The organism is Brevundimonas sp. UBA7664 (assembly GCF_002483305.1).
In the GTDB taxonomy this organism is placed as follows: domain Bacteria; phylum Pseudomonadota; class Alphaproteobacteria; order Caulobacterales; family Caulobacteraceae; genus Brevundimonas.
The window spans coordinates 89,289-99,555 of record NZ_DLHQ01000051.1 but is presented as its reverse complement, the minus strand read 5'-3'; the positions used below and the strand labels follow the sequence as shown (position 1 = coordinate 99,555).

The 10,267-nt window shown below is 69.6% G+C and carries 11 protein-coding genes; 6 read left to right on the top strand and 5 right to left on the bottom strand.

The annotated features are described in order from the left end of the window. Positions 1 to 65 precede the first annotated feature (65 nt). Positions 66 to 641 carry a 16S rRNA (guanine(966)-N(2))-methyltransferase RsmD gene (gene rsmD, locus B2742_RS12665; RefSeq protein ID WP_292066871.1) on the top strand — a complete coding sequence of 192 codons (576 nt, stop codon included), beginning with the start codon at positions 66 to 68 and terminating at the stop codon, positions 639 to 641. Here the strand turns inward: rsmD and B2742_RS12660 are convergent. Beyond that, the gene (locus B2742_RS12660) at positions 624 to 899 is read right to left on the bottom strand and encodes a YjhX family toxin (protein ID WP_292066869.1); all 276 of its coding nucleotides are present in this window, start codon (positions 897 to 899) and stop codon (positions 624 to 626) included. The genes rsmD and B2742_RS12660 overlap by 18 nt on opposite strands. A 254-nt stretch (positions 900 to 1,153) precedes the next feature. On the opposite strand from B2742_RS12660, the gene B2742_RS12655 reads away from it, so the two are divergent. Beyond that, on the top strand, positions 1,154 to 2,188 hold the full coding sequence (locus B2742_RS12655; protein ID WP_292066866.1) for a Kelch repeat-containing protein: 1,035 nt from the start codon (positions 1,154 to 1,156) through the stop codon (positions 2,186 to 2,188). An 84-nt stretch (positions 2,189 to 2,272) separates the two neighbouring features. Further along, a complete protein-coding gene (locus B2742_RS12650) occupies positions 2,273 to 2,461 on the top strand; it encodes a hypothetical protein (protein ID WP_292066864.1) in 189 nt (62 codons plus the stop codon). Between the two features lies 1 nt (position 2,462). Here the strand turns inward: B2742_RS12650 and mutL are convergent, their stop codons facing one another. From mutL to B2742_RS12635, 3 genes are all read right to left on the bottom strand, one after another. Beyond that, on the bottom strand, positions 2,463 to 4,340 hold the full coding sequence (gene mutL, locus B2742_RS12645; RefSeq protein WP_292066862.1) for a DNA mismatch repair endonuclease MutL: 1,878 nt from the start codon (positions 4,338 to 4,340) through the stop codon (positions 2,463 to 2,465). Between the two features lie 83 nt (positions 4,341 to 4,423). Continuing rightward, positions 4,424 to 4,663 carry a DUF2164 domain-containing protein gene (locus B2742_RS12640; RefSeq protein ID WP_292066860.1) on the bottom strand — a complete coding sequence of 80 codons (240 nt, stop codon included), beginning with the start codon at positions 4,661 to 4,663 and terminating at the stop codon, positions 4,424 to 4,426. A 1-nt stretch (position 4,664) separates the two neighbouring features. Continuing rightward, the gene (locus B2742_RS12635; protein ID WP_292066858.1) at positions 4,665 to 6,554 is read right to left on the bottom strand and encodes an ABC-F family ATP-binding cassette domain-containing protein; all 1,890 of its coding nucleotides are present in this window, start codon (positions 6,552 to 6,554) and stop codon (positions 4,665 to 4,667) included. Positions 6,555 to 6,698: 144 nt separating this feature from the next. Between B2742_RS12635 and ndk the strand changes: the two genes are divergently transcribed. From ndk to B2742_RS12620, 3 genes are all read left to right on the top strand, one after another. Continuing rightward, on the top strand, positions 6,699 to 7,118 hold the full coding sequence (gene ndk, locus B2742_RS12630) for a nucleoside-diphosphate kinase (RefSeq protein ID WP_292066855.1): 420 nt from the start codon (positions 6,699 to 6,701) through the stop codon (positions 7,116 to 7,118). 88 nt (positions 7,119 to 7,206) lie between these two features. Then, complete coding sequence (locus tag B2742_RS12625) at positions 7,207 to 7,857, top strand: YoaK family protein (protein WP_292066853.1); 651 nt, start codon at positions 7,207 to 7,209, stop codon at positions 7,855 to 7,857. 44 nt (positions 7,858 to 7,901) lie between these two features. After that, entirely contained in the window at positions 7,902 to 8,102 is a 201-nt protein-coding gene (locus B2742_RS12620; RefSeq protein WP_292066851.1) for a glycine zipper 2TM domain-containing protein, read from the top strand. Positions 8,103 to 8,185: 83 nt separating this feature from the next. Here B2742_RS12620 and B2742_RS12615 read toward each other — a convergent pair whose 3' ends face one another. Further along, positions 8,186 to 10,249, bottom strand: coding sequence for a M13 family metallopeptidase (locus B2742_RS12615; protein WP_292066848.1), 2,064 nt, complete (start codon positions 10,247 to 10,249; stop codon positions 8,186 to 8,188). Positions 10,250 to 10,267 lie beyond the last annotated feature (18 nt).

Here is a 10,267-nt window from a genome sequence, read left to right as displayed (position 1 = left end):
GTCCGGGCGCGGGGCCTGCCGGCGGGCGCGGTTCGCCGCGCGGTCCCCGCTCCAAGGGCTGATCCGTGCGGATTGTCGCCGGCAGTCTGAAGGGGCGGACCATTGTCACGCCGGAGGGGCAGGGCACGCGCCCGACCTCTGACCGCGCGCGGCAGGCTGTGTTCAATGTGCTGGAACATGCCGCCTGGGCCGAACCGCTCGACGGCATGCGGGTCATGGACCTGTACGCCGGCTCGGGCGCCCTCGGGTTCGAGGCGATCAGCCGCGGCGCCGGCTTCGCCCTGTTCGTCGAGACGGATGACGAGGCGCGTGGGGCCATTCGCGAGAACGCCGACGCCTATGGGGTCATGGGCCGCACCCGGGTGCACCGGCGCAGCGCGACGGACCTCGGCGGCCGTCCCGGTTCCGACGGCGAGGCTTTCGACCTGGCCTTCCTTGATCCGCCCTATCGCAAGGGGCTGGGCGAGCAGACGTTGCTCCGGCTGCTGGAGGGCGGCTGGCTCAGGCCCGGCGCGGTCGTCGTCTTCGAACGCGGCTCCGACGAGCCGGAGATCGATACGCCGGGCTATGAGCGACTGGACGCGCGCGACTACGGCGCCGCGCGCGTCCTATTCCTCAGGGTTCTACCAGCCGCGGGCTGACACCCGGTTGTCGAGCTGGCTGCGCATGCGCGCCAGACCGTCGCGGTTGACCCTGTAGGGCCCGCCGCCGATCGACGCGATCAGGCCCTTCGTTTTCAGCTTCCTCCAGACCGACAGATTGCAGTCGGTCAGCAGGAAGCCGTCGCGGGTGAAACAGTCGGCGCGCAGGATGCGGCCGTCGGCGTCGCGGTCTAGGACGATCGCGCCGCCCTGGGCCAGGGCGTGCAGCGTCCGCTGCTCCGCTCGGGAGATGTTCATGGAAAATGTCCGGAAAGGCGTGAAAGGTCGCGCCGGCGCAGTGCTCCGGGCCGAAATCTGAGCCTGATCGCAAGCGCGATCAGACCGATTTCGGCTGGGACGCCGACGTGCGGTTCAGAGGCTCTTCACAGTCAGCGCCGTGGAGGCCTCAGGCCTTTCGCGCAATCTCGGACATAGGCTTCCTGTCGGGATGATCCCGAGGGTTGGACGCCGCCATATAGCGCAGGTCGCGGTTCTGCGCCAAGCTGCGCCCCATGAGCCAGATCGATCGCCGCGCGTTCCTCGCCGCCGCCGGAGCTTCGTCCGCTGTTCCGTTCGCCGTCTCCGCGCAGGAGCCGGAGGTCGCGTGGACGCCGCGCGCGTCGGCGCCCTGGCCGGTGCAGGAGATCTATGGCGTCGAATGGGGCGGGCTGGTGGTGATCGCCGGAGGTCTGGTCAGCCGGCCCGGCGAGCCCCTGCACGTCGAGGATCGCGTCGGCCTGTACGATCCGGCCACGGACCTGTGGGACGAGGGGCCGAAGCTTCCCGCGCCGCGCCACCATCCGATGCTGATCGCGGGCAATAACGGGCGAATCTACGCCTTCGGCGGCTATGCCCGATCCGACGCGGGCGACTGGACCGCCATGACCGATGTCTGGGCTCTCGACGCCGGGGAGTGGAAGGCCGTCGCCCCGCTGCCGGAGCGACTGTGCGAGACGGTCGGGGTCAATCATGCCGGCGTGCTGCATCTGATCACCGGCCGCTCGCCGATCGGCGAGACGAACGCCGGGTGGAGGGACCACGGCGATGTCGCGACCCACCGGGTCTATATCCCGGGCGACGACCGCTGGGAGACGGCGCGTCCCTGTCCCATGGCCCGCAACAGCGCGGCGGGCGCGGCGCTGGACGGGGCGATCTGGGTCGCCGGCGGCCGGACCGTCAGCGGCGGCGGAACGGGACAGCTGGACCGCTATGATCCCATTGAGGACCGCTGGGACACGCTCGCGCCGATCCCGCGGTCCGAAGCGTCAGGCCAGCAGGTCGGCGGGGGTCTGGCCATGGCGGCGGCGGGCGGGAAACTGGTCGTCTTCGGCGGCGAGTGGTTCGCCCCCGGCGCGGGCGGCGGGGTGTTCGCCGAGACCTGGATCTATGATCCGGGCGCCGATCACTGGGCGGCCGGGCCGCCGATGCGGACGCCGCGGCACGGGCTGGCGGCGGCGGCGGTGAACGGGGTCGTCTATGCGGTCGCGGGCGGCGAGCTGGTTTCCGGCGGCCGCGCGGGCGCGACCCTGGAGGCGCTCGCCTTCTGACCCGGCCGCCGGCCGATCAGGTTTCGTAGGCTTGTGCCGGCCCGTTCTACCGCATACCAGCGGTATCTGATTGTGGAGGGCGGCATGAGCGTGCGCCGGTCCGGTTTGACACCTGCCCTGATCGGCATCCTGGCCCTGGTTGTCCTGGCCCAGGCGGCCGTGCTCTTCCTTCTGCTGGTCGTGCCGCCGGAGAACGATCCTATTCTGGGGCCGTTGCGGGAATCCCGGCTGGTCACCCGGGTGATCGAGATATGCCGGCCGGCGACGGTCTGAGTCAGCGCCGTCCGAACAGCTTCTCCAGGTCAGCCAGCTTGAGCTCGACATAGGTCGGGCGGCCGTGGTTGCACTGGCCCGAATGCGGCGTGGCCTCCATCTCGCGCAGCAGGGCGTTCATCTCGGGCGCCGACAGCACCCGCCCGGCCCGCACCGAGCCATGACAGGCCATGGTGCCGCAGACCTCGCCGAGCCGTTCGGACAGGGCCAGGGCCGCGCCGTGTTCAGCCAGGTCGTCGGCGATGTCGCGGATCAGGCCCTGGACGTCGGTGTCGCCGAGCAGGGCCGGGGTTTCGCGCACCAGCACGGCGCCGGCGCCGAAGGGTTCGACGATCAGGCCGAGCTCGGCCAGTTCGTCGGCGCGGGCCGAGACGCGTTCGGCCTCGGCGGGGTCCAGCTCGACCACCTCCGGGGTCAGCAGGGCCTGACGGGTGACCGAGCCGCGCGCCATCTGCACCTTCATCCGCTCGTAGACGAGGCGTTCGTGGGCGGCGTGCTGGTCGACGACGACGAGCCCGTCGCGGGTCTGGGCGACAATGTAAGTGCCATGAAGTTGGGCCCGGGCGGCGCCGAGCGGATAGTCTCTCAAATCCTCCGTGTACGACTCCGGCGTCGTCGAATTCTCACCGATTCTGTAGCGCAAATCCTCATTGTCGCCGGACCCGTACTCGACCCGCGCCGACCGGTCGTTAAGTCCCGGAATAATCTGGGCGTTCGCGCTCGCCGGGGCGGCCCAGCCCTGCCAGCCGCTCCAGCCCTGGGCCGAGGGGGAGGACGGGCTGTAGGCGGGTCCGGGGCCGACGCCGGAATGGGGGCGGAACCCCGCCAGCGCGTCCGCCGCCACCGTGGTCGAGGCCCTGTGCCCGGCGGCGGCGAGGGCGTGGCGCAGGGCGCCGACGATCAGGCCCCGGACGAGCGCCGGATCGCGGAAGCGGACCTCGGCCTTGGCCGGGTGGACGTTGACGTCGACGTAGAGCGGATCGATCTCGAGAAACAGCACCGCGGCCGGATGCCGGTCGCGGGCGAGGAAGTCGGCATAGGCCCCGCGCAGGGCGCCCTGCAGCAGGCGATCCTTCACCGGGCGGCCGTTGACGAACAGATACTGGTGGCCGGCGTTGCCGCGGGAATAGGTCGGCAGGCCCGCGTAGCCGGTGAGGCGGACGTTGTCGCGCGACTGGTCGATCAGCAGGGCGTTGGCCTCGAAATCGCGGCCCAGCAGGGCGGCCAGCCGCTTCAACCGGCCCACGTCTCCGGGGTGTTCGGCGGGCAGGCGCAGGGTCGTCTTGCCGTCGAGATCGAGGGTGAAGGCGACGCCCTCGTGGGCCATGGCCTGGCGTTTGATCTCTTCCGAGATGGCCATGGCCTCGGACCGCTCTGACTTCATGAATTTGAGCCGGGCGGGGGTGGCGTAGAACAGGTCGCGCACCTCGACGCGCGCGCCGTGCGGGCCGGGGAAGCCGGCGGGGGCGACGGGGCGCTGGTCGCCGCCCTCGACAGTGATGCTGTGGGCGTCGCCGCCTTCGCGGGGGCGGCTGGTGATGGTCAGGCGGGCCACCGAGCCGATCGAGGGCAGGGCCTCGCCGCGGAAGCCGAGGGTGGAGATGCGCAGCAGGTCGACGTCGCCCGCGTCATCGGCTTCCAGCTTGGAGGTGGCGTGGCGTTCGACGGCGAGGGCCAACTGATCGGCGGCCATGCCGTGCCCGTCGTCGGCGATCAGGATACGGGTCAGCCCGCCGCCGTCGGCCTGGACCTCGATGCGCGTCGCGCCTGCGTCGAGCGCATTCTCGACAAGTTCCTTGATGGCGCTGGCCGGGCGTTCGACCACCTCGCCGGCGGCGATGCGGTTGACGGTTTCAGGGGGGAGGCGGCGGATGGGCATGGATTCGCAAGTATGCCGCTTTCCGGCATCCGGAAGTAGCGAAACCCCGATCCGCCCGCTTCGGTGACGCCGACGTCGTCGGCCTAGCCGCGCTCCAGACCCGCGAGGGTCTCCACAATGTCTTCGGCCTTCTTCGCCACCACGGCCTGGGCGTCATAGACGGCGCGGTTGTAGAAGAAGGGGCCGATCTCGCGGCCCAGAAAGTCGAGCAACATCTCCGCGGGCAGGGCGGCGAGGTCGGTCTCCAGTTCGTCGCGGAAATAGGCCCGCAGCTTCGCGGTGATGTCCGCGGTTTCCTCGCGGCTGAACTGGATGGGCTTCATTTCAACTCACCTCGGCGAGTGCTTCCTCCGCGGCCACCCAGGCCGCCTCGGCGGCGTCGAGGTCAGACTGGGTTTTCGCCCGCGCCCGGGTCAAGCCCTCCAGCGCCTTGGGGTTGCTGACCGAGGCGTTGGCCATGTCATCGTCGATGCGGGCGATCTCGGCGGTCAGCTGGGCCATCCGCTCTTCCGCCTTCTTGACCGCGTGACGCAGGGTCGAGGGCGAAGGGCCTGATTTCTTTTCGTTCTTCTTGCCCTTGTTGTTCGATGCGGGCGCGGCGGCGGCGACCGTCTCGTCCTTGATCTGGCTCGGCTTGACGGCGGCGGCCTTGGCGCGGTCCAGGACGAATTTGGCGTAATCGTCCATGTCGCCCTCGAAGGGCTTCACCGTGCCGTCGGCCGCCAGCCACAGGCGGTCGGCGACCATCTCCATCAGGGAGCGGTCGTGGGTGATCAGGATGACGGCGCCGGAGTAGTCGTTCAGGGCGTCGAGCAGAGCCCGGCGGCTGTCGATGTCGAGGTGGTTGGTCGGTTCGTCGAGGATCAGGACGTGGGGCGCGTCCATGGCCACCTGGTTGAGCAGCAGGCGGGCGCGCTCGCCGCCCGACAGGCTGGCGACGGTGGTTTCCTGCTTCTCGTAGCCCAGGCCCCATTGCGCCAGCTTGGATCGGCGGGCGCTCTCGGGGGCGTCGGGCATGGCGCGGCGGATGATCTCCAGCGGCGTGTCGGTCGGGTCCATGGCCTCGATCTGGTGCTGGTGGAACCAGCCCACCCGCATCTTGCGGTCGCGGTGCAGTTCGCCGTCGGAGACGTTCAGGGCGCCGGCGATCATCTTGGCGAAGGTCGACTTGCCGGCGCCGTTGACGCCGAGCAGGCCGATGCGGTCGTCCAGATCCATGCGCAGGTTCAGGTTTCGCAGGATCGGCTTGCCGGTCTCATAGCCGACATTGGCGCGCTCCAGCCGGATCAGCGGGGGGGCGAGGGGGCGCGGCGGCGACGGCAGGATGAAGGGGGCGACGCGCTCCTCGATGGTCGTGGCCACCGGCTGCATCTTGGCCAGACGCTTCATGCGCGACTGGGCCTGGGCGGCCTTGGAGGCCTTGGCCTTGAACCGGTCGACGAAGGCCTGGAGGTGGGCGCGCTCGGCGTCCTGTTTGGCCTTGGCCGACAGTTGCAGCCGGGCCTTCTCGGCGCGGGCCTTTTCGAACTGGTCGTAGTTGCCTGTGTAGAGCGTCAGATTGCGGTTCGCGAGGTGCAGGATGTGGGTGCAGACCTCGTTCAGCATCTCGCGGTCGTGGGAGATGATCAGGGCGGTGTGCGGGTATTTCTTCAGCCGCGCCTCCAGCCACAGGGCGCCCTCGAGGTCGAGGTAGTTGGTCGGTTCGTCGAGCAGCAGCATGTCCGGCTCGGCGAACAGGGCGGCGGCCAGGGCCACGCGCATGCGCCAGCCGCCGGAGAATTCCGACATCGGCCGCTGCTGGTTCTCGTGGTCGAAGCCGAGGCCGACGAGGATTTCGGCGGCGCGGGCGGGGGCGGCGTCGGCGTCGATCTCGATCAGCCGGGTCCAGATCTCGCCCATCTCCTCGGGCTCGGCGGTCTCGAGACGGCCCAGCAGGCTGTGGCGTTCCTCATCAGCCTCGAGAATGGTCTCCAGCACGCTGACCGAGGTGGCGGGGTGTTCCTGGTCGACCGAGCCGATGCGGGCCGTCTTGGGCAGGCTGATCTCGTCGCCGCCGGCGGCCAGTTCGCCGAGGATCAGCTTGAACAGGGTCGATTTGCCGATGCCGTTGCGGCCCACCAGCCCGACCTTGGCGCCGGGCGGCAGGGAGACGGAGGCGTCCTCGAGGAATTTGCGGCCCCAGGCGTTGAAGGTCAGGTCGGTGATCTGGAGCATGGTCGGTCGTGATCTCGGGCGGCCCCTGACGCATCGAACCGCCTTGCGGCGCGCGAAAGAGGCAAAATTGTGTGGCGGTTGGAAACCGGGGAGGGCGCCGCTATAAGCCCGCGACCTTCAATCTCCCAACAAGAAGTCACTCCCATGACCGAACGCACCTTCTCGATCATCAAGCCCGACGCCACGCGCCGCAACCTGACCGGCGCGATCAACGCCGTGATCGAGGGCGCCGGCCTGCGCATCGTGGCCCAGCGCCGCGTCAAGCTGACCGACGCGCAAGCCAAGAAATTCTACGAAGTCCACGCCGAGCGCCCGTTCTACGGCGAGCTGGTCGGCCAGATGACCGCCGAGCCGGTCGTCGTTCAGGTGCTGGAAGGCCCGAACGCCGTCGCCGCCTACCGCGAAGTCATGGGCGCCACCAACCCGAAGGACGCCGCTGACGGCACGATCCGCAAGCTGTTCGCCCTGTCGATCGGCGAGAACTCGGTCCACGGTTCGGACAGCCTCGAGAACGCCGGCATCGAAATCGCCCAGTTCTTCACGGACGACCAGATCGTCGGCTAACGGCTCACGCCCAATCGACTGACGGCGGCCGGATCGGTGACGATCCGGCCGTTTTCGTGTCAGGCTGGGGCTTCATCGGGGAATCGCCGTGAAGGACTACAGCCGCAAGGGCGTGATGCTGGCCGCGACCCTGTCGGCCCTGGCCGGCTATGTCGACGCCGTCGGCTTCATGACCCTGGGCGGCTTCTTCGTCTCCTTCATGAGCGGCAACTCCACCCGGCTGGGCGTCGGCCTGGCCCTGGGCGAATGGGACCAGGCGGCGATCGCCTTCGGCCTGATCGTCCTGTTCGTGGTCGGGGTGGTGATCGGCGCCACGGTGGCCCGGCGGGTCGGCGAGGGGCGGCGATCCGTGGTGCTGGCCGTCGAGGCCGTCCTGCTGTTGACCGGCGCAGGGCTGTGCACCGCCGGCTGGCGCGAGCTGGGCATGGTGGCCGTGGTCATGGCCATGGGGGTCGAGAATGCGGTGTTCCAGCGCCAGGGCGATGTCGGGGTCGGCCTGACCTATATGACCGGAACCCTGGTGCGGATGGGGCAGAGGATCGCCACGGCCCTGCATGGCGGCGCGCGCTGGGACTGGGTCCCCTTCCTGATGCTGTGGACCGGGCTGGCGGTCGGGGGGGCGATCGGAGCGGTCAGCTTCCTGCGGTTCGAGGTGCTGGCGCTCTGGCCGGCGTTCGCGGTCGTGGCGGGCCTGGCTGTGGTGGTCGCCTTGGCGGAGGCCCGCACGGAACGCGGCTGACGACCGGGCGTTATGACCGGGTTATCCTCCCCAAGGAGCCTGAAATGAAAACCATCCTGAAACTCGCCCCCGCTGCGGCCGCCCTGATGCTGGTGGCCGCCTGCGGATCGACCATGGAACAACGCGCCGCCACCGGCGCTGTCGGCGGCGCCGTGGCCGGTCAGGTGATCGGCGGCGATACCGGCTCGACCGTCGCCGGCGCCGCCATCGGCGCGGTTGCGGGCGCGGCCACCACGCCCCGCTGACAAAACGGACGCCGCACCGCGGTCCCGAACGAAAACGGCCCCGGCGATCGCTCGCCGGGGCCGACTTCATTTTGGCTGCGTCCTTACCAGATGCGGGCGCGCGCTTCCGGGGCCAGATACTGTTCGTCGCCCGGCTCGACGCCGAACGCCGCGTACCAGGCGTCGATGTTCCGCACCGTGGCGCCCGCCCGGTACTGGGCCGGCGCATGGGGATCCACGGTGACCTGCTGGCGCAGAGCCTCGTCGCGCGAGTTCTGGCGCCACACCTGGGCCCAGCCGAGGAAGACCCGTTGATCGCCGGTCAGGCCATTGATCACCGGCGCTTCGGCGCCGTTCAGCGACAGGTGGTAGGCGTCCAGGGCCAGCAGCAGCCCGCCCAGGTCGGCGATGTTCTCGCCCATGGTCAGGTCGCCGTTGACGTTGGATCCCTCAATCGGGCTCAGGGCTGAGTACTGGGCGCCCAGCACACGGGCGCGTTCCTCGAACTTGGCCGCGTCCTCGGCCGTCCACCAGTCGCGCAGCACGCCGTCGCCGTCGACCTTGCGGCCCTGGTCGTCGAAGCCGTGGGTGATCTCGTGGCCGATGACCGCGCCGATGCCGCCGTAGTTCACGGCCGGGTCGGCGTTGGGATCAAAGAAGGGCGCCTGCAGGATGGCCGCCGGGAAGACGATCTCGTTGCGGGGCGGGTTGTAGTAGGCGTTCACCGTCTGGGGCGTCATGCCCCACTCCAGCGGATCGACCGGACGCGTCAGCTTGCCGAGGTTCCAGTCCCATTCGAAGGCCGTCGTCCGTTCGACGTTGCCATACAGGTCGCCCGGCTCCAGCCGCAGGCCGTCATAGCTGCGCCACTGCTCCGGATAGCCGATCTTCACGCCGAAACGGCTCATCTTGTAGAGCGCCTGCTGGCGGGTTTCGGGGCTCATCCAGTCCAGCCCCTCGATACGGGCGGTCATGGCGCGGCGCAGATTGGCGACCAGTGCCTCCATCTGGGCCTTGGACTCGGCCGGGAAGTGGCGCGCGACATACTCCTTGCCGAGCGACTCGCCCAGCGAACCGTCGACCAGCTGCACGCCCCGCTTCCAGCGCGGACGGTTCTCCTGCTGGCCGTTCAGGACCTTGCCGAAGAAGTCGAAGCGGGCGTCGATGAAGGGCTGCGACAGATAGGGGGCCGCCTGGTTGATGACATGGAAGGCCTGCCACGACTGAAGGGTCGAGACCGGCGTCTCGGCGAAGACCGAGGCCATGCCGGGGAAGGCGGTGTTGTTCATCGCCACCAGCACGGGGGTCTGGTCCAGTCCGGCGCCGCGGGCCCAGGCGGCCCAGTCGAAGCCGGGGGCGGCGACGGCCAGTTCGGCGACCGAGGTCGGATTGTAGAGCTTCTCCAGCTGCCGGCTTTCGACCTGGGTCCAGTGGTGCTCCGCGATCCGGGTCTCGAAGGCGACGATGTCGGCGGCGGCCTGTTCCGGGTTCGGCCAGCCGCCCAGTTCCAGCGCCCGGGCCACATAGGCCTGGTAGGCGGTCTTCTGTTCGGCGAAGCTGGCTTCCAGATAGTAGTCGCGATCGGGCAGGCCGAGCCCGCCCTGGACGATGTAGGCGCTGTTCCGGTCGGGCGTCTTGAGGTCCTCGAACACGGCGGCCCCGAACAGGCTGGATCCGAAGCCGCGCTGGGTGCGGCCCATCAGGGCGGCGATTTCCTCGCGGGTGCCGGCGGCTCGGACCTCGGCGAGGTCGGCTTGGAGCGGGCTGGCCCCCAGGGCGTTGACCGCGGCCTCGTCCATGAAGCTGCCGTAGAAGGCGCCGATGCGGGCGGCCTCGGGGCTGGAGGACGGGTTGGCGGCGCTCTCCTCGATCAGGGTCTTCAGATTGTCCTGCGAGCGGTCGTAGAGCATGTCGAACACGCCGTACGCGGCCTTGTCCGCGGGGATGGGGGTGTTGTCGAGATAGACGCCGCTGGCGAAGCGGTTGAAGTCGGCGCCTGGACGGATCGAGGTGTCCATGCCGCCGGTGTCGAAGCCGAAGGCGCCGATCTCGGCCTGGCCCGAGGCGGGAATCTCCACGATCGGCGGAGCGGTCTGGGCCTGGACCGCGCCGGCGGCGAAGATCAGCGCGGCGCCGGCGGCGCAGGCCATGAGTTTGAATCTGAGCATGGAAGCCCCCGTTGAATT

What these genes read in the sequence shown, in the direction of transcription:
- B2742_RS12635 (WP_292066858.1), bottom strand. Translation starts at nt 6,554, where the DNA reads ATGCTCCAGATCACCGACCTGACCTTCAACGCCTGGGGCCGCAAATTC.
- mutL (WP_292066862.1), bottom strand. Translation starts at nt 4,340, where the DNA reads ATGCCCATCCGCCGCCTCCCCCCTGAAACCGTCAACCGCATCGCCGCC.
- B2742_RS12640 (WP_292066860.1), bottom strand. Translation starts at nt 4,663, where the DNA reads ATGAAGCCCATCCAGTTCAGCCGCGAGGAAACCGCGGACATCACCGCG.
- B2742_RS12655 (WP_292066866.1), top strand. Translation starts at nt 1,154, where the DNA reads ATGAGCCAGATCGATCGCCGCGCGTTCCTCGCCGCCGCCGGAGCTTCG.
- B2742_RS12615 (WP_292066848.1), bottom strand. Translation starts at nt 10,249, where the DNA reads ATGCTCAGATTCAAACTCATGGCCTGCGCCGCCGGCGCCGCGCTGATC.
- B2742_RS12660 (WP_292066869.1), bottom strand. Translation starts at nt 899, where the DNA reads ATGAACATCTCCCGAGCGGAGCAGCGGACGCTGCACGCCCTGGCCCAG.
- B2742_RS12620 (WP_292066851.1), top strand. Translation starts at nt 7,902, where the DNA reads ATGAAAACCATCCTGAAACTCGCCCCCGCTGCGGCCGCCCTGATGCTG.
- B2742_RS12650 (WP_292066864.1), top strand. Translation starts at nt 2,273, where the DNA reads ATGAGCGTGCGCCGGTCCGGTTTGACACCTGCCCTGATCGGCATCCTG.
- ndk (WP_292066855.1), top strand. Translation starts at nt 6,699, where the DNA reads ATGACCGAACGCACCTTCTCGATCATCAAGCCCGACGCCACGCGCCGC.